This window comes from Mesorhizobium sp. USDA 3734 (assembly GCF_056279665.1).
On record NZ_JBWCCW010000001.1, the window covers coordinates 1578766 to 1597193 of the forward strand.

An 18428-nucleotide genomic window follows, 5' to 3' on the forward strand; every position below is an offset into this window, starting at 1 on the left:
TCAGCGCCGGTCGCTCTCCTTCATCCGGTCGATGATTTCGGCCATCAGCGCCAGGTCGCGACGGGAATCGGCAAGGTCGGTCAGGGGCTTCGTTCCTTCGGTGATGTGGCGGTGGAAGATTTCCAGTTCGTTGGAGAAGGCATCGCCGTAGAGTGGGCCGAAGGTTTTCGTCACCGGGCCGAGCGGGCCGGCATCGGTGACTTCCAGCCGCGTCGGCAGGCTGCGGATGTAGGGCGTGTCGTATATGATGCGCACGCGCCTGGTGTTGGAGCGCACCTCGATCATGGCGTCGAACAGGCCGAGATCGTCGACAACGGCGTCATACAGGCAAGCGAAATGGCCATAGTCGAAGGTGATGCTGGTGTTGGCGCCGCCATTGGTGCGGTGCGCGGCCAGCACGCGCGCCGGCTCGCCGATCAGCCCCCGCATCGCCGAAATGTGGTGCGAGGACAGCGCCGTCAGCCCGCGATAGGCGCGCACCAGGTCGGCCGGTGCGTCGGCGCCGACCACCTCGCGGATCAGCGCGTCGCGTTCGCTCGCGCCACGCGCCAGCAGGGCAGGGTCGATATCCCTGGGATAAAGCACGTTCTGGCTCTTCTTGAGGAAATGCCGGCCTTCCGAGATCAGGTCGAAGATGCGGACATGGGTGATGTCGGCGTATGCCGGCAGCTCGTCCCTGGCCGCCAGATAGGCCGGCGCGTAGCGGCGCATGTAGCCGACGAACAGCGTCTTGTCGTAGCCCGGCATCAGCGCCAGCAGGTCGTCGATCTCGCGCACCGTCAGGCAGGCGGGCTTTTCCAGCAGGATGTGTTTGTTGGCAGCTATCGCCGCGCGCACGAAGCGGCTGTGGGTGTCATCGGACGACAGCACGAACACCGCGTCGATGTCGGGCGAATTGATCAGCGCCTCGGCCGTCTCGAAGGCCTTAGCCGTCGGATGTTGCGACGTGCACAGCGCCACCAGGCTCGGCGACACGTCATACACGCCCGCGATCACCCAGCGGTCGCGCTGGTCGCCCAGAACCGGCAGATGGATCGACTGCGCGACCTCTCCAAGACCGACAAGTCCGACGCGAATTGGTGCCATTCGCAAACTCCCTTTGATTTCAAGTCTGGGGCTGGCCAGGACGGCCAGCTGTTGATTGACCGATCAGGCCGCGCCGGTAACCAGCGCGACAAGCTCGTTGCCTGATGTTTCCGAGGCACGCACGGTTGCCGCCATCTTTCCGGCCCGCATCACCCAGATCTGGTCGGACAGGCGGCGGACCTGATCGAAATTGTGGCTGACCAGGATGACGCTGACCGACTGCTCGCGCAGACGCCGGATCAGCGCCTCGACATTTGCCGTTTCCTGCACGCCGAGCGCCGCTGTCGGTTCGTCCATCACCACCAGCTTGGCGCCGGAGCCGACGGCGCGGCAGATCGAGATCGCCTGCCGCTGGCCGCCCGACAGGCGCCGCACACGCTGGTTGATTGACGGCACGTTGATCGACAGCCGCGACAGCATGGAACGGGCCTCGCGTTTCATCGCCTTGCGGTCGAGGAAAGCGAAGGGGCCGATGCGGCGCACGATCTCGCGGTTGAGGAACAGGTTCTGCGCCACCGTCAGTTCGTCGATCAGCGCCAGGTTCTGGTGCACGGTCTCGATGCCGGCCTTGCGCGCCTCGTCGGGATTGGCGAAGGGCCGTGCGCGGCCGTCGAAGAACAGATTGCCTGCGTCGGGCTGATGCACGCCGACCAGGCTGCGGATCAGCGTCGACTTCCCGGCGCCGTTGTCGCCGATGACGGCGGTGACCTCGCCGCGGCGGGCCTGGAAGGCGACGTCGGTGAAGGCGCGGATGCCGCCGAAATGCTTGCTCAGCCCTTCGCAGGCGATGATCGCCTCGGTGGCGGGGATGTGATGGGGAGCGCTCATTTCTGATACCGCATGATCAGCGCCGCCAGCACCACGATGGCGCCCACGGCAAGCGGTTGGTAGAAGGCCGACACGTTGAGCAAGGTCAGGCCGTTGACGAGTGCCGTGAGCATCAGCGCGCCGATGGCGGGTCCCAGAATGCTGGCGCGGCCGCCGAACAGGCTGACGCCGCCCAGCACCACCGCCGCCACCGAATTGAGCAGCAGGCTGGTGTTGATCTGCGGTTCGGCCGAGCCGATGCGGGCGACCAGGAGGATTGCCGCGATGCCGGCGCAGAGACCGGAAATGGTGTAGGCGGCGATCTTGACCCGGTCGGTGCGGATGCCGAGCGCGCCGGCACTTTCGGCCTGGCCGCCGGTCGCCAGCAGATGCACCCCGAAGCGCGTGTGGTAGAGCGCGATATGCGCAACGATGACGGCTGCGATCGCCACCCAGACGGGGTAGCCGAACGGTCCGAACGAGCCGGAGGCGAGCCTGAGCAGGAACGTCGAGCCCACCATGGTCGGTTCACCGCCCGACAGGATCAGGCCAAGGCCGGTGATGCCCGACAGCGTGCCGAGCGTCACCACGAAGTCTGGGATCTTGCCTGCGGTGATGATCAGGCCGTTGAGGAAGCCGACGGCGCTGGTGGCGAGAACCGCGAGCACGCAGGCGATGAAGATGCCGTAGCCGGCGGCATTGACGAGGCCGAGGATGATGGCGCCGAGCATGACGGCTGCCGCCAGCGACAGGTCGATGCCTGAGGTCGCGACGACGAAGGTCTGGCCGATCGACAGCACGACCAGGATCGCCGCCGCCAGCAGCAGCGCCTGCAGATTGGCGACGCTGAGAAACACCGGCTGGGCGATGCCGAAGACGATGACGAGGCCGACCAGGCCGACGACGGATGCCCAGTCGGCCCAGAAGGAGGGATCGAGGAGGAGAGCCGCCAGGGAGGGACGGCTCTCCTCCGCACCCGCCGAATGGGCGGCGGGCGCGTTGTCTGCAGGTGTGCTCACTTCAGCATCTCGCGGAAGGGATCTGGATAGTCGCCGCCGGGACGCGGAAAGTTCTTCAGCGAGGCTTCGGCATTGTCCTTGTTGATCAACAGCACAGGCGCCGGCACGTTGGCGGGCAGTTCCTTGCCCTTGGCGGCGATAGCACAGGCTTCGACGCCCATGGCGCCGACGACATAGGGGTATTGCGCGACGGTAGCGGTGAGTTCGCCTGATGCAATCGACTTCAGCGCGTCGACGATGCCGTCAAGGCCGATCACCTTGACGTCCTTGCCAGAGGTCTGCACGGCACGCTCGACGCCGAGTGCCATGATGTCGTTGGCGGCGAAGAAGCCGGCGAGGTCCGGATGGGCGGCAAGGATATCGGTGGCGGCGGTCAACGCCTTCTCGCGATCCCAGTCGGCGCTGACCATCACCACGACCTCGAGCTTGCCTTCGACGGCCTGCTTGAAGCCCTTGATGCGGGCGTTGGAGCCGACATCGCCGACGATGCCGGCGACCAGCGCGACCTTGGAACCCTTCGGCACCAGCTTCAGCATCTCTTCGCCGGCCAGCGCGCCGGCGGCGACATTGTCGGTGCCGATATAGGTCGAGACGGCAAAGCCGGCGGTCTTGGCCTGCTCGGGATCGATGGTCGAGTCGATGTTGACGATCGGCTTCTTCTTCTGAGCGACCGGCACCAGCGCCTGGACGAGATTGGAGACGCTGATCGGGTTGACCAGATAGCAATCGAAATCCTGCATGGCCATGGCCGTCAGGCGGTCGGCCTGGCCGGTGGCATCACCCATATTGGCGGCGGCCTGGACGCTGACATTGACGCCGTTGGCCTTGGCCTGCTCCTCGATGCCCTTCTGCATGGTCTGGAAGAACGGGTTGTCTAGGCCTTTGACGATGGCCGCGACTTTCGCCGCATCCTCGGCGTGGGCGGGCGCTGAGACGATGGTTGCAAGCATGCCTGCGCCAAGCAGGCTGGTGCCGAGTTTCAGGCAATTGTACACGCGCATGGTTTTTCCTCCTCCTGATTGTTTTATGTGCTGCATCAATGTCGCTGTCGGGCGACTGCAATGTCCGACGGTGCGCAAGCGACACCGGCGCCTGGCGCGACGATCCGCCAACAGGTTGCTGCCCGCCCTGTGGTGTGCGGGTCGCAGCCCCGGTTCGGGCGCTTTTTGATGTCAGGCATTGCTCCTCCCAGAGCGCTGGCCGATGCCATGCCAGCGTTTCCGCATGTTTTAGAAAAAATTGACACGCGTCAAGATTTAAAATTGTGCGCAGCGATTTTTACTGTGCGGTCTCCTAAGGCATGACTGGCCAACTGATATGCGCTACAACCAAGACGCGAAAAAAATGCCGTTCGAAGGGAACCTCTTGGAGGGCATCCGCGTTGGTCGCTGCTTTTTGTGCAAGGGGGAGGTTTGGGGATGGAGCGTTTCGAAATCCTGGAAGAGCCAACAGGCACATTCTCGATTTTCGATACGTTCACGGAATTGCCGGCAACGGTCGAGGGCCACGCGTGCATCGGGCTTTACCGGCACGAAGTGCCGCTGGTGCTGCTTGCAGCGATTGAAACGGTTCAGCCCGGCAATTTTTCGCTGCTGCCATCCTTGGCGGCGTTGAACGGCTGGCGGGCCAATGAAGACGATCGCTCGCTTTCAGATGACCTGCTGGCATGAACAAAGCCAGCCGCCATCGGATCAGAAAATCATACCGCAAGGGAAATCACGCCCTGTCGTCGAAAGCGGCGGTCAGGCATGGGGGCAAGGGGAGGTTGCAGAGTGTTGGGAGGTAAACAATGTCTGATCAGGACGACCTGATCCGAGCGGCCATCGGACGGCTGCTCGCCGAGAAGACAGGCACCGCCGTCATATCGATGAGAGAGAGCATCACCGAACTCCTGGCGCTGACTGGTGTCGCGCTGGATGAAAGACTGCAGGACCTTTTGCTGGAAATGGCCGAAGTCCGCGGCATGACGGTCGCTCTCGATATCTAGAACCGCCATCGATCTGGCAGGTCGTGCCGACGCCGTCCGCCGACCGCGACACGTCGGGCGCTTCAGAAGGTCTCATAGACCCCGCCGTTCTCGCGGTAGGTCGGAGATCACGATCGTCGTGGATCAATTCGTCCTGGTGGGATCGATCGTCGTCAGGCGTGCCCTGGCCTCGATGAGGCGCCTTTGCGCAGCCCTTATCCGTCCGCACAATGCGAGATTAAGGGCGACGCCACCTTCCTCATCCAGCAAGGCATTCGCGCGCTTAAGAGAGTTCTCAGCTGTTCTTATGCGCAGTCTGGCGTTGGCCGTTTCGATGCTATGAATTTCAATCATCTGTCCAGAGTCCTTTTTGGAGTTCCGGTCCCTTCATTGAGTAAACCGCTGCTGATCGGATTGGTTCCGGCGATGGCGGGCACCGCCGTGGCGCGCGGCGCGATCCGGTCGTGCCTTCAACGCTATCGAGGCGATGGTGACGATACCTCCCAGGCTTTGACCGGATGACCTCCGGCTCGGCGTGATCCAATCCGGCACTGTCGTTTTGCCCCCGGCTTCGAGAGACAATCCGCCACTTCCCTGGGCCTATGGCTGCGGCTTACCCCGTGGGGGCGATCCGCTCGCTATTTCGTTGTGGTGTTGAATTCACGGTTTGCCGCATAATCGATAGTGAAGGTACCCGCTGGAGCGCGATCGCCCTGCTTCACATTGAATATCGTGACCGTCGTGGTGAGGCCCCTTTCGTCGGTAAGGCTCCATTTGCGTAAATCGAGCGATTTCCTGTCAAACACCATAGTAATGTTCGAATTGCCGAAGGCCGACTTGTCAGCCAGCTTAATGATAATTTGAGCGCCATCGTCTCTGATGCTTTTGAGGCGACGGCCAGAGAAGTCGACCTTGTTGTCGAGCAGCAGCTTGAGCGGCGTCTTCGAGAGGGCATAAAGCCGCGATGTCTTCAGCTTCTTGTTGTAAACCACCAAGGATTTGCCATCTGCAATGACGCTGATACCTGACTGGCCTGCATAGTTGAACCTGATCCTGCCCGGGCGTTGGAGAAAAAACCTGCCGCTGGTCTTTTCCGCTTTTGGGCCCGACTGGACGAAGTCCCCGGACATCGACTTTATCGATGAGAAGTGATCGGCAATCGTCTTCGCGTCCACTGGCGCGGCCGAGATCGCGGTCGTAAGTCCGGCATCTATCGCGGCAGCGCAGACAACGGCGAACCAGAAACCCAGCAGTTTTTTGATTTTAGATGCCATTCACCTGTCCTATCGCGAGCAGGCGCGTGATCTAAAGAGATCACGCGCCTTGAGATCAGTAGCCGTCTGGGCAGCATGCAACATAAACTCGACCATGCCGACCGCGATATCTGCACTGGCCGGCTTCGACCCTTGCCTGTCGAGCGTCAGCCGCGCCGCGCCGCGTCGATCACCGCGACGTCGATCTTCTTCATGTCCATCATCGCATCAAAGGCGCGCCTGGCTTCGTCGCCACCTGCCGCTATCGCCTCGGTCAGCGTGCGTGGCGTGATTTGCCAGGACACGCCCCATTTGTCCTTGCACCAGCCGCACGCGCTTTCCTGGCCGCCATTGCCGACAATGGCATTCCAGTAGCGGTCGGTTTCCTGTTGATCGTCCGTGGCGATCTGGAACGAGAAGGCTTCGCTTTGCTTGAACGCGGAGCCGCCGTTCAATCCGATACAGGGAATGCCGGCAACGGTGAATTCGACCGTCAACACGTCACCCTTCTTGCCGGACGGAAAATCGCTCGGCGCACGGTGAACGGCGCCCATCCTGGTGTCTGGAAAGGTTTCCGCATAGAAGCGAGCCGCGGCCTCGGCGTCCTTTTCGAACCAGAGGCAAATCGTGTTCTTCGGCGTCTTTGGCATTGCGTGTTCCTTTCGATCTGAAGCCTGATTTCCGTCTGTCCCAGCCAAGCCCTTCCGAAATAGGTCGCCAACCGCTTTTCTCCACCGTGGCGCAAGCAAGCCGACAGGCGCGGCTGACCGCTTCGCGTCAGCGCGCTCGGCGGAATGCCGTTTTCCGCGCCAGAGGTGATCTGGCAGACGTCAGCCCAGAAGATTGCGTGCCGTGCGCATGAAGATTTTTGAGCCGATCGGGATCAGGTCGTCAGGAAAGTCATAGTCTGGATTGTGCAACGCAGGGTGCCGCTCGCCTGCACCGAGGAAGAACATCGCCGACGAAGCGCTGTGGCCGAACAGGCCGAAGTCCTCCGAGGCGCGCATCGGCAGGGCTTCTTCGCCGTGCACGACGCCCTCTTCCTGGAGCGCCCGTTGCAGATGCGCCACCGCATCCGGCGCGTTGACGCTGGCGACGAAGATCTCGTGATAGTCCCAGCGGGCGGAAAGGCCGTGCTTGCCGGCGATCTTGGCGACCAGCGCTTCAGCGGTGGCGCACAGGTTTGCCATGCGCTCGTCGCGGCGGGTGCGCAGCGTCGCCCAAACCTCGGCGTAAGCAGGCGCGATGCCGAACACGGCTTCGCCCATCGCGGCATGGGTGACGGTCACCATGGAGAAGTCATCATCGGCGAATGTTCCGCTGCCGAGTGCCGGCAGCGCCGGCATCAGCTCACTGATTGCCAGCATCGGCGAGGTGCCGGTCTCGGGCATGGATGAATGCGCGGTCTTGCCCTCCAGCACGATGCGCATGCCGCGTGAAGCGCAGTTGACCACGCCGGTTTTGACCCGCACCTCGCCCAAGGGTACGCCGGGCAGATTGTGCAGCGAGAAGGCGAAATCCGGCGCGATCTCGCCGAAGCGGGGATCGGCGACGACGCCGGCCGCGCCATTGCCGGTTTCTTCCGCCGGCTGGAACATCAGCACGACGCGGCCGCTTGCAGGCCTCTCGCGCCCCAACTGGCGGCCGAGTGATGCCAGGATCGCCGTGTGTCCGTCATGGCCGCACATATGCGACTTGCCGGGCACGCGCGAGGAATGCGGCACGCCTGAAAGCTCTTCGATCGGCAAGGCATCGAGTTCCGAACGGAACAGCACGGTCGGCCCCGCTCTGCCGCTGTCGTATATCGCCGCCACGCCGTGCCCGCCCAATCCGGTCAGCACCTTGTCCGGTCCTGTATCGGCGAGGAAATCGACGACCTCTTTTGCCGTCTTCTCCTCTTCGTTCGAGATTTCCGGGTTCTGGTGCAACTGGCGCCGCCACGCGGTCAACTCGACAATATCTCGATTGGTCAGGGTCACGCTTTTAGCCTCCGCTGCATTCTTCATGACACGCGCCGGGCGTGTCCAAACGCGATGATGAATTGCTAGCGATAAATGGCGGCCCCCGCCACAGTCCAAGTTTCAGGTGTCAGGGGGCCAGAAACGCGGCAGCCTCCTACTGCGCCAACGGCTGGGAAGGGGTGCGCGGATGCGCTCCGACCTGCGCTGAAGAGACAAGAACGAGCGGCGAGCCTGCCTTGGCGTCGACGTCAAATCGACGGCCGGTCCTTCCAGCGGCAGCTTCCACCGCCCTGCTTATTGATTGATCTCGGGTTCGACGAGCCTTGCCAGGTTTCTGAGCGACTCCTGCCAGCCGAGATAGCAGGCCTCGACCGGAATGACGTCCGGAATGCCGGCCTGGGTGATGTCGATTTCGGTGCCGACCGATACTTTTTTCAAGATTACGGTCACCCGGATTTCGCCGGGCAGATTGGGATCGTCGAACCTGTCGGTGTAGAGCAGGCGCTCGGCCGGAACGAGTTCGAGATACTCACCGCCGAAGGAATGGCTGTCGCCGGTGGTGAAATTGCGGAAGGACATCTTGAACGTGCCGCCGACCTTTGCCTCGAGGTGATGGACCGTGCAGGTGAAGCCGTTCGGCGGAAGCCACTTGGCCAGTGCGTCCGCTTCAACGAAGGCGCGATAGACCTTCTCCGGGCTGGTTGTCAGAACGCGATGCAAACGTACGGTGCCGGGCATATCCTGTATCCTTTCATGATTGCCATTCGATACTCCAAGGACGAACGAGGCTCGGTCAATCCGACAAAGGCTCTCTGATTTTCTTAAAGTGCGTGACTGCGGCCTGACCGGCTGGCGGCCGCATTGAAGCGGGAACGTACAGTTCATCAGAAGTTCCGGGCCGATGCCTTCGCACGGCCCGAGTGCAGAAGTTGCTCAACCAACCCGGACGACCTGCATCGCCCCCATCTCGGCGGATAGGTGCCGGTGTTCATTCGCTGAATCGGAATCCCGCTCTATCCTCTTGTTCATAACGATCCTGTACCGAAGGCGTCAGCCTATGCGAGCAATCCGTGGATGGTCGCGGCGACCGTCTCCGGGGCATAGGGCTTGGGTAGGAAGACGCCGCCGCTCGGCATCGCATCCTGGGTCGGCCGGCGCTTGCCGGAGGTGACGATGATCTTGACCGGCGGCCAGCGGTCGCGCACGGCGGCCGACAGGCGCAGGCCGTCCATCGATCCCGGCATGTCGATGTCGGTGAACAGGATGGCGATATCCTGCCGTGTCTCCAAAATCCGGATCGCCTGATCGGCGTTGGTGGCTTCCAGTACGTCGAACCCGGCCTCCCGCAATTCGTCGGCGATGGCAAACAGCAGGAACGCTTCGTCTTCGACGATGAGGATGGTGGCAGGGGACGGAACTGTCATGATACGCTCTATCTAGTCAGTAGGGCGCTGTCGGCAACTGGGGTGCCGGTGCATTCAGGACACATTCGACCCCGTCGAGATGGTAGTCGATCTGCACGGAACCGCCGAAATCCGTGCCAAGCACACGCTCGACCAGGAAGCGGCCGAAGCCGCGCCGGCTGGGCGGCGTCACCGGCGGACCGCCACTTTCGCGCCAGCGCCAGATCAGGCGCGGTTCGCCTGAAGTCTCGTACGGCTGCTGCAGCGACCATTCGATCGATACCTTGCCGTCCGATACCGACAGCGCGCCATATTTCAGCGCGTTTGTGGCGAGCTCGTTGACGGCGAGAGCGAGCGTCAGCGCCATCTTCGGATTGATCGGCAGCGCCGGTCCCGAAACCGAGATCTGATTGACCGGGAAGGCGGCAATGGTGTTGTCGACCACCTCGCGGATGGAGGCGCTGGTCCAGCGCGTCTTGTTGAGAATGTCATGGGCGTTTGCCAGTGCCCGCAGCCTTTCGTTGAAGGTGGCGCTGGCGGTCGCGATGTCGGTGTTGCGCAAGGTCTGCGAGGCGATGGCCGCGACCATGGCCAGGATATTCTTGATGCGGTGCTCCAGTTCGTGGGTCAGGAGTTCCTGCCGCGCCTGCGCTTCGCGCCGGTCGGTGACGTCCTGCATGACCCCGAACATCTTGATCGGCTTGCCGGTCTCGTCATGGACGAAGTCGATATGGCGCGACAGCCAGCGCAGCTCGCCATTGTCGGGCCGGCGAATCCGGTATTCGACGGCAGGCGCCGCGGTGCCCTGCCTGCGCGTCTCGGGGTTGGAGCGGACGTCCTTGTCCTCGGGAATGACGATGTTTTCCAGAACGCTGATATGCACGCTCTCGCGCGCGGAGAGACCCCAGAGATCCCAGAAGCCCTCGGAGCCGACCACGGTCCCGCTGGCGATATCGAGCTCCAGCGCGGCGATGCCTGCCGCATTTTGCGACAGCTGCAAGCGGCGCTCGCTCTGCAGCAGGGCCTGCGTCGCCTGCTTCTGGTCATCGATATCGGTGTTGGTGCCGATCCAGCGCAGGATGGCGCCGTCGCTGTCGCGGATCGGTACGGCGCGTGCGATGAACCAGCGATAGGCGCCGTCCTGCCGTCGCAGCCGGAACTCGGTCTCGTAGAACAGGCCGGCCGACAGCGCCTGCCGCCATTTCTCCGCTGCCGGGCCGACATCGTCGGGATGCACGATCGCGGCCCAGGCCTGGCCGTCGAGTTCACCCGGCCTGGCACCCGAATAGTCGTAGACGCGCGGGTTGAACCAGTCGAGCGAGCCGTCTGGCGCGGCGGTCCAGACATGGTTGGGCATCGCCTCGGCGAAGGTACGAAACTGCATCTCGCTCTGGCGCAGCGCCTGTTCGGCAATCAGCCGGTCGGTGACGTCAACACCTTGCACGAAGATGCCGAAGACGTCGCCCGAGGGGTTGCGCACCGGTTGATAGACGAGATCGATGAAGCGCTCTTCGGTCGCGGCTCCAGGTGTGCGCTGCAATTCGGCCTTCAGCGCGTAGCCGATGAAGGCTTCGCCGGAGGTGAAAACCTGGTCTAGCAGCTCGAAAAACCCTTGTCCCTCGACCTCGGGCAGGGCCTGCCGGATCGGCATGCCGATGATGTCACGGTGGCCGACAAGTTGCATGTAGGCGGCGTTTGTCAGGTCGACGACATGCTGTGGGCCGGACAGCATGGCCATGAAACCAGGCGCCTGTTCAAACATCTGGCGCTGCCGGTCGCGCTCGCTCGACCGCCAGCGCTCGGCCGCGACCTTCGCGGTCGTTTCGATGACGATGGCGATGACGCCAGCCGGCTCGCCGCTTTCGTCGAGCACCGGGGAATAATCGAGATCGAGCCATACCTGCTCGGGTTTTCCCGTGCGATTGAGCGTCAACACCTGCTCGCGATAGGCAAGCGTGCCGCCGGCCAGGCACACCTTCATGATGTTGTCGTTGAAATCGGCCACTTCGGGCCAACCTTCGCGCACCTTGGAACCGAGAAGTCGGGGGTGGCGGCCGCCGGCGAATTCCGAATAGCCGTCATTGTAGATCATGACGCCGTCCTCGCCCCACAGCATGACGATCGGCACGTTCGAGCGCAGGATGAGCGACACCGCCGTCTTCAGGCTTTGCGGCCAGCCTTCTATCGGCCCGATCGAGGTCGACGCCCAGTCGAAGGCTGCGATCAGGCAGCCAAGCCGGCCGCCGCCGGCGAGGAAAGCATGCCTACGATCGACTACGATTGTGCTGGAGTCTGGCATGGCGTCTCATGGATCCGTCGGCGTTGTTTCGAAGGGGGATTGGCTAACGTGTCAGAGTCTCCGGACGACCAGCCGCATGGCCTGTTCAGCCACAAGCGAGCTGAGCTGTTGCCGGTGTTTGATGAAATCTCGAACATCATGCCCCCGAGCGCCACAACACGGGACGATCCATTCGGTTCCCGCCGAGCGCCGATTTTCCTATGGTTGCCGAGCATTAGGTCGGGGACAGGCAGGCGATAGCCGGCAATTCGACCTATTTTTTTTGCAAACCGTTAATGCGGCCATGCTGTTAATCAGTATTGGCTAATGAAGAGGTCGACCTCGGGGGTACGCCATGACCAAGAATCTCGGCAACGCACGTTACATGCCGCCAAAGGATGCCAAAGTCTCCTTGTTCGGCAAGGCCGCACCGGCTCTGTTCCCGCTGGTCGCAGCGGCGCTGGGCTACATGATCGGCAAGCAGTTTTTCGGCATCTAGGACCGGCGACCATCCACTAATGTCGCTTGCCGCCTATGGCCTTGGCTGCCGGCAAAACTTTCGCGGACAGAGTCCTGGGACGGCGCCGGGGCGTCGGCGGGAGGCGGCTCCCAGCCGAAGACGCTGCGGCCGCCGAGCTGGTGCGACTGGTCGAATTCGCCGGCGACGATCTCCTTCAGGCTCGGCCCGGTGACGTAGCGCTCCAGCCGCCGCGCCTGGCCGTCCAGCCGCTGCAGGGCGCCGAGTTCCTCCTCATTGCCGAGCTTTGCCTTGCGCACCGCGGACTTCATCACCGCGATGGTCTCGTCATAGACTTTCAGCGGCACCGGAGAGGGATGCCGGTCCTTGCCGCCATGCGCCAGCGAAAACCGCGCCGGATCGGAGAAGCGGCACGGCGCGCCATGCACGACCTCGGCCACCATCGCCAGCGCTCGCACGGTGCGGGCGCCGACGCCCGGCACCAGCAGCAGTTCGGGAAAATCCGCCGGGCCGCTTTCGATCGCCGCGGAAATGTTGCCGTGCAGGCGGCGCATGACGATATCGCTTTCGCGCACATCATGGTGGGCCGGCATGACCAGATTGGGCAGCATCGGCTGGGCGGATTGCGGCTTTGCCGATGGTTCGATGGCGGCAAACTCGCGCACGATGCTGTCGGGACCGAGTTGGCGCAACAGGTCCAGCTGGCCGCTGCGCGAGGCCTCGGCGCGGTGATCGGTGAGATTGACGATCTCGCCCTGCCGCTCGCCCTCGATGGCCGCATGCGGCTCGTCGACGAAGCTTTTCAGGCCTTCAGAGAGCCAGTGGTAGCGACGCGCCAGCTTGCTGTCGCCGTTCATGCCTTGCTGGACGACCACCCAATGGCTGTCATCGGTGACGATGAAGCCGTGCAGATAGAGATCGAAGCCGTCCTGCACGGCGGCGCTGTCGACCTTGGCGACCAGCCGGCTGGCCGTGGCCAGAGCCTTGCCGTCGAAGCCGACACGCTCGCCGATCGCCTCGAGTTCATGCGGCGTCTTGCGCGAATGGGTGCCGCGCCCGCCGCAGACATGGATGCCGAGTTCGCCCGACAGCGGTGTCAGCCCGCGCTTCAGCGCGCCGATGACGCTGGTGGTGATGCCGGAGGAATGCCAGTCCATGCCCATCACCGCACCGAAGGACTGGAACCAGAACGGATGCGCCAGCCGGCGCAGCAACTCGTCGCGGCCATAGTGGTGGATGATGGCTTCGCACAGCAGCGCACCCAGGCGCGTCATGCGATCGCCCAGCCATTTCGGAACCCGCCCGCCATGGAGCGGCAGGTCGGCGCTGCCGCTTCGCTGCGTCACTGATACCTCCGGCCGGTGAGTCGGGCACCGGCAGCCTCGGATAGAGATGGCACCGGGGCGGCGATTTGCAAGCGGATGCGCGAACGCCGATTCGGGACCTGAATCAGGTTGGGGCTCTATCTCACTGTCTGGCAATGATTTTCTTCAGTCGGCTCTTCTAGACATGGACGTCGCCGAAGGAGAGTTCGCCGTCGTCGCCAGGCGTCAGGAAGGCAGCCGCCAGGAGGCCGGCGTAGAGGAGCGCAACCACGGCGACAATGACTGCACCCGGAATGGGACCGAGGGCGGCGGCGCTGACGGCCTCGCGCAATGTGCCGACGAAGCCGGGCGGCACAGCTTGATCGATCAGGCTCGGCGTCGACAGTTTGAGGATCCAGGCGAGGAGCAGAATCAGCATCATATGCAGGTAGTTGCGGCGCAAACGCCGCGCCAGCGCCACCCTTTGCGAGACCAGGAACTTCGGCGTGCGCAGGCTTTCGCCGACGATCAGCAGCCAGTCAGAAGCGAAGTCCGGCTGCGGCGAGAAGATCTGCGCGAAATAGTGGCGCTCGAACTGGCGCACGCGGGCGCGATAGACATCGAAGAACCGGTAGCGACGCGCCTCGATCCATAACAGAAGGAGTACCAGCAGCATGGCGAAAAGCAGCACGCCGTGATGGGCACTGGCCGTCGACAGCGACACTGACAGCATGGCGGCGACAACGGTGATCGCCCAATTGCTCGTGCGGTCGAGGCGGTCGCGCCAACCGGCCATGCGGGCGATCTCGGCGCGGTGGAAATGCGACATCACGGTGACCAGTTCGCCTGACGAAAGCGGCCTGCCGATAGGCGTTGCCGGCGCATCGTTCATGGCTTCCTCCCAACCAGATAAAACGCATCAGATTTGATCTCGTTCCGGTGGAAGTCATCGATTGCCCGGACTTCAAGCCGCAGGTGCGCGCATGGCTGCTGCATCGCCCGCCGGCGGGAAGGTGCCGATGCCGCTGGTGTCGTAGATTGGGGCGGGGAGGGTCCGCCCCGGGACCGTCTAATCCCGTTCCGCCTCCAGCCGCTCGCGAAAATCGTCAAGCTCTGCCTGCGCAATGCCGGCGACTTCGGCGTTGGCGGGATAGCTGCCGCCCGCGACCTCGTTGCGGAAGCCCGACAAAGCCTCGACGCGCGCGTCCCTCACTGCCTTTTGCAGAACGGCCAGATTGCCCCAGGCGCGCGCATGGCGGGGCAGGCGGACGCTCTCGCCGCAAATGTCCGAGGTGAACAGGAAGATCACGTCGGCCTCCGCGCCCGAGCCGAGCGACACGGTGACCAGCGAGGTGCGGCGGTTGATCTCGGCCATCACCTCAGCCGCGATGATCTCGCATTCGACGGCAAAGGCGCCGGCATCTTCCAGCCGGCGAAAACGGTCCCACAGCTCAAGTGCCTCGGCTGCGGTCTTGCCGACCGCCCGGATGCCGCCGACCCAGGTGGATTTGCGCGGCACAAAACCGAGATGGCCCATCACCGGGATCTGTTCGTTGGCGAGCATGCGCACGGTATCGAGACCGCGCCCGGTGATGACCGCGTCGGCGCCCGAAGTAATGGCGGAGAAGGCGGTGCGCAGGATCTCGTCTGAAGTCACCGCGTCGGCAAAGCCGAGCGCGGCGGTGACGAAGACGCGGCGCGATCCCTCCCGCACGCGGGGCACGTTGGCGGCGCGACAGACGACCATTTCGATGCCGGCGGCTTCAGCAGCGGCTGCCTCCTCGGCGGTTTCGGCCGTCACCTGGGCGGCGTGCCGTCCGCTGCCCTTCAGCGCGCGCAAATCCGCAACCGTCACGCTGCGCTCGACCTCGCGGCCGCCGAAGTCGAAGATGCGCGGCATCTCAGCCCTTCAGCTTCTTGGCATAGTAGTCGGGCGCGACGACACCGGGTTTGGAGAACCAGGCCGGCACGTCGACGCCGGAATAGAGCAGGATGTTGCCCCACGGGTCGAAGGCGCCGGTGCGCACGATGACCTTGGCCTTGGCCGCCATCTCGCCAAGGATGGTCTCGTGCGTCGTGGTCTCGAAATCGGCGTCGGGGAACAATTGCTTCAGCTTGGCCAGCAGCGGCGCATTGTGCACCGGCAGCGTGTCGGCATAGCCGACGCGCTCGGCGATCAGGTTGGCGGCGATCGGCGCCAGCACGGTTTCGAGGTCGGGGACGTCGGGCGAGATGGCGAGGTCAATGCGCCAGGCACTCGACGGGATCGGAAAGCCCGCGTCGCAAACGATCATCAAATCGCCATGGCCCATCGAGGCTATGGCGTGCGCCAGTTCGGCGTTGAGCAGCCGGTTCCGGTTCATATCTGTTCCTTTTATGTTGTCTTAGGGGGCCATGTTGTCTTGAGAGCTTCCGCGAACAGCGCGTCGGCCTGAGCGCGTTCGGGCAGGCCGGGAATGACGCCGAGCTGGGTGCAGGCGATGCCGCCGCAGACGACGCCGAAGCGGACCGCGTCGACGATGTCGCGGCCCTCGGCCAGCGCCACCGCGAAGCCGGAGTTGAAGGCGTCGCCGGCGCCGGTGGTGTCGACCACGGCGACGGGCACGGCTGGCACCATGACGTCGAGCTCATCAGTCAGGATCAGGGCGCCGCTGCGGCCGAGCGTCACCACCACGTTGCGCACGCCGCGCCGGCGCAGTTCGCCGGCAAGCTCGCGCGAGGAGCGCGGATCGTCGGCCGGCAGACCGAGCAGGATGCGCAATTCGCTCTCGTTCGGGGTGAGGTAATCGACATTGGTGAAGATCGCGTCGGGAAGCTGGCGCGCGGGTGCGGGATTGAGGATGGTGCGGGCGCCATGCTTGCGGCCAAGCTGCATGGCGCGGGCGGCGGCCGCGATCGGCACTTCAAGCACGGTCATGACGACATCGCTTTGCGCAATGCGCTCTTCGGCCGCGTCGACGGTCGCGGCATCCATCAGCTCATTGGCACCCATGTCGAGGATGATGAAGTTCTCACCCTTGTCGTTGAGGATGATGAAGCCGACGCCGGTGGCACGTTCGGTTCGCGTCGTGACCAGGCTCGCATCGACGCCCTCGGCGGCATAGAGGTCGGTGGCAATGCCGGCGAGCTTGTCGGTGCCGATAATGGCGACCAGCGCCGAGCGCGCGCCGAGCCTTGCGGTGGCCACCGCCTGGTTGGAACCCTTGCCGCCGGCGCCCATGTCGAAATCGGTGCCGAGCATCGTCTCGCCGAAGATCGGCAGTTTTGGCGCCCGCATGGTCAGGCCGACCGCGAAACTGCCGACGATGGTAATTCTGGGTGTGCTCATCAATGCCTCGTTCAGGACGCCATGGCACGCGCCAGGATCGCTTCCTCGTTGATGCCGGCTCCGGTCAGCTCGCCCGATATGCCGCCATTGCGCAGCACCAGAACGCGTTCGGCGTTCATGATCAATTCGGGAATCTCCGACGAGATCATCACCACCGCCACGCCTTCGCCGGCGATGCCGCGCAAAATGGCGTAGATCTCGGCCTTGGCGCCGACATCGACGCCGCGTGTCGGCTCGTGCAGCACCAGCACGCGCGGGTTGGTGACCAGGCTGCGCCCGAGGATGATTTTTTGCTGGTTGCCACCCGACAAGGTGGCTAGCTTTTGGCCGAGATGTGAAATGCGCGCGTCAAGCCGGGCGACCTGCGCGCGGGCCTCGCGGCGCACGGCACCGCGCCGCATGAAGCCGGCCATAGAGAAGCGCGGCAGCGAGGCCGAGACGACATTGTTGGCGACGCTCATCGACAGCAGCGCGCCGGCGCCGCGTCGGTCGGCCGGCACCAGCGCCATGCCGTTGCGGATCGAGGCCTGCGGGTCGGCGGCGCGCAATTCCTTGCCGTCTATGGTGACGCGGCCGCTGCGCTGGCACAGGCCGAACAGCGCCTCACCCAGCATGTCCTTGCCGGAATCCGGCAGGCCGCCAATGCCGAGGATTTCGCCGGCGCGGGCATGAAGGCTCAGCCCGTCCAGCCCCGGCGCGGTCAGCTTCTCGACGGACAGCACGATTGCCGCGTCATCCGACCGCGCTTCAGGCTGCAGCGACCATTGCGCCGCCGTGTCGAGGTCGCGGCCGACCATGGCGCGGATCAGCCGGTCCTCCGACAGGCCGTCACTGTCGATGGTCTCGATGGTGCGGCCGTCGCGCATCACGGTGATGCGGTCGGCAAGATCGAGCACTTCCTTGAGATGATGCGAAACGTAGATGACAGTGACGCCTTCGCCGCGCAATTGCCTGACGATCTCGAACAGCCGCTCGCTCTCGCGCTTGGACAGCGCCGAGTTGGGTTCGTCGAGCACCAGCACGCGGGCGCGCTGACGGATGGCGCCGGCGATCTCGACCAACTGCATCTCGGCCACCGACAGGCGCGAGACCCTGGTGTCGGGGTCGAGCGCGCCCATGCCGAGCCGCGTCAGTGCCGCGCGCGCCTCGCGCCGCATCTGGTCGCGCGGCACGAAGGACAGCGACGAGCGCGCGGCCACGTCCGACATCATGATGTTTTCGGCGATGGTCAGCGTCGGGCAGAGCGCCAGTTCCTGGTAGACCACGGTGATGCCGGCGGCGCGGCTGGCCAGCGGCGAGGCAATGGTGGCGCGGCTGCCGTCGATGCGGATTTCGCCGCCGTCCGGTTGCAGGTCGCCGGCCAGGATGTTCATCAGCGTCGATTTGCCGGCGCCATTCTCGCCGATGACGGCATGTACCTCGCCGGCGCGGAAGTCGACGGAAATACGGTCGAGCGCCAGCACGCCGGGGAACCGCTTGGTCAGGCCGGAGATTTCGACGATGGGGATCTGTTGCTCTGTCATTGGCTGGCTGGCACCGAGCGGC

The 18428-nt window shown here is 64.0% G+C and carries 20 protein-coding genes; 4 read left to right on the plus strand and 16 right to left on the minus strand.

Annotated elements, in window-relative coordinates:
• The 4 genes from ACZ89F_RS07430 to ACZ89F_RS07445 form a co-directional block, all read right to left on the minus strand.
• Positions 1-1086 carry a Gfo/Idh/MocA family protein gene (locus ACZ89F_RS07430; RefSeq protein ID WP_476091096.1) on the minus strand — a complete coding sequence of 362 codons (1086 nt, stop codon included), beginning with the start codon at positions 1084-1086 and terminating at the stop codon, positions 1-3.
• A gap of 63 nt (positions 1087-1149) precedes the next feature.
• Complete coding sequence (locus tag ACZ89F_RS07435) at positions 1150-1914, minus strand: ATP-binding cassette domain-containing protein (RefSeq protein ID WP_109660272.1); 765 nt, start codon at positions 1912-1914, stop codon at positions 1150-1152.
• Positions 1911-2912, minus strand: coding sequence for an ABC transporter permease (locus ACZ89F_RS07440; RefSeq protein WP_476091097.1), 1002 nt, complete (start codon positions 2910-2912; stop codon positions 1911-1913). The genes ACZ89F_RS07435 and ACZ89F_RS07440 overlap by 4 nt, the downstream gene beginning before the upstream one ends.
• Complete coding sequence (locus tag ACZ89F_RS07445) at positions 2909-3913, minus strand: sugar ABC transporter substrate-binding protein (protein WP_476091098.1); 1005 nt, start codon at positions 3911-3913, stop codon at positions 2909-2911. The genes ACZ89F_RS07440 and ACZ89F_RS07445 overlap by 4 nt, the downstream gene beginning before the upstream one ends.
• Positions 3914-4330: 417 nt before the next feature.
• Here ACZ89F_RS07445 and ACZ89F_RS07450 point away from each other — a divergent pair, with 417 nt between their 5' ends.
• From ACZ89F_RS07450 to ACZ89F_RS07460, 3 genes are all read left to right on the plus strand, one after another.
• Positions 4331-4582: a hypothetical protein gene (locus ACZ89F_RS07450; RefSeq protein WP_476091099.1), complete on the plus strand. Its 252-nt coding sequence runs from the start codon at positions 4331-4333 to the stop codon at positions 4580-4582.
• Between the two features lie 119 nt (positions 4583-4701).
• Positions 4702-4899, plus strand: coding sequence for a hypothetical protein (locus ACZ89F_RS07455; protein ID WP_476091100.1), 198 nt, complete (start codon positions 4702-4704; stop codon positions 4897-4899).
• 183 nt (positions 4900-5082) lie between these two features.
• On the plus strand, positions 5083-5400 hold the full coding sequence (locus ACZ89F_RS07460) for a hypothetical protein (protein ID WP_476091101.1): 318 nt from the start codon (positions 5083-5085) through the stop codon (positions 5398-5400).
• Between the two features lie 116 nt (positions 5401-5516).
• Here the strand turns inward: ACZ89F_RS07460 and ACZ89F_RS07465 are convergent, their stop codons facing one another.
• From ACZ89F_RS07465 to ACZ89F_RS07490, 6 genes are all read right to left on the minus strand, one after another.
• Entirely contained in the window at positions 5517-6152 is a 636-nt protein-coding gene (locus ACZ89F_RS07465; protein ID WP_476091102.1) for a LolA family protein, read from the minus strand.
• 146 nt (positions 6153-6298) lie between these two features.
• Complete coding sequence (locus ACZ89F_RS07470) at positions 6299-6781, minus strand: VOC family protein (protein WP_476091103.1); 483 nt, start codon at positions 6779-6781, stop codon at positions 6299-6301.
• A gap of 180 nt (positions 6782-6961) precedes the next feature.
• Entirely contained in the window at positions 6962-8110 is a 1149-nt protein-coding gene (locus tag ACZ89F_RS07475) for an amidohydrolase (protein WP_476091104.1), read from the minus strand.
• 276 nt (positions 8111-8386) lie between these two features.
• Positions 8387-8830: an SRPBCC family protein gene (locus ACZ89F_RS07480; RefSeq protein WP_476091105.1), complete on the minus strand. Its 444-nt coding sequence runs from the start codon at positions 8828-8830 to the stop codon at positions 8387-8389.
• A 317-nt stretch (positions 8831-9147) separates the two neighbouring features.
• Positions 9148-9516: a response regulator gene (locus tag ACZ89F_RS07485; protein ID WP_476091106.1), complete on the minus strand. Its 369-nt coding sequence runs from the start codon at positions 9514-9516 to the stop codon at positions 9148-9150.
• Positions 9517-9532: 16 nt separating this feature from the next.
• Positions 9533-11794, minus strand: coding sequence for a PAS domain-containing sensor histidine kinase (locus tag ACZ89F_RS07490; RefSeq protein ID WP_476091107.1), 2262 nt, complete (start codon positions 11792-11794; stop codon positions 9533-9535).
• 334 nt (positions 11795-12128) lie between these two features.
• On the opposite strand from ACZ89F_RS07490, the gene ACZ89F_RS07495 reads away from it, so the two are divergent.
• Positions 12129-12272 (plus strand): hypothetical protein, encoded by a 144-nt coding sequence (locus ACZ89F_RS07495; protein ID WP_136616333.1) that lies wholly within the window; start codon positions 12129-12131, stop codon positions 12270-12272.
• Here the strand turns inward: ACZ89F_RS07495 and ACZ89F_RS07500 are convergent.
• From ACZ89F_RS07500 to ACZ89F_RS07525, 6 genes are all read right to left on the minus strand, one after another.
• On the minus strand, positions 12269-13597 hold the full coding sequence (locus tag ACZ89F_RS07500; RefSeq protein WP_476091108.1) for a DUF763 domain-containing protein: 1329 nt from the start codon (positions 13595-13597) through the stop codon (positions 12269-12271). The two genes, ACZ89F_RS07495 and ACZ89F_RS07500, sit on opposite strands and share 4 nt — an antisense overlap.
• A gap of 157 nt (positions 13598-13754) precedes the next feature.
• Positions 13755-14447, minus strand: a complete 693-nt coding sequence (locus tag ACZ89F_RS07505) for a DUF2270 domain-containing protein (RefSeq protein ID WP_476091109.1) — start codon at positions 14445-14447, stop codon at positions 13755-13757.
• A gap of 177 nt (positions 14448-14624) precedes the next feature.
• Entirely contained in the window at positions 14625-15455 is an 831-nt protein-coding gene (locus ACZ89F_RS07510) for a 3-methyl-2-oxobutanoate hydroxymethyltransferase (protein WP_476091110.1), read from the minus strand.
• A 1-nt stretch (position 15456) separates the two neighbouring features.
• The gene (gene rbsD / locus ACZ89F_RS07515; RefSeq protein WP_476091111.1) at positions 15457-15918 is read right to left on the minus strand and encodes a D-ribose pyranase; all 462 of its coding nucleotides are present in this window, start codon (positions 15916-15918) and stop codon (positions 15457-15459) included.
• An 11-nt stretch (positions 15919-15929) separates the two neighbouring features.
• Entirely contained in the window at positions 15930-16883 is a 954-nt protein-coding gene (locus tag ACZ89F_RS07520) for a ribokinase (RefSeq protein ID WP_476091112.1), read from the minus strand.
• Between the two features lie 11 nt (positions 16884-16894).
• Complete coding sequence (locus ACZ89F_RS07525; protein ID WP_476091113.1) at positions 16895-18406, minus strand: sugar ABC transporter ATP-binding protein; 1512 nt, start codon at positions 18404-18406, stop codon at positions 16895-16897.
• Positions 18407-18428 lie beyond the last annotated feature (22 nt).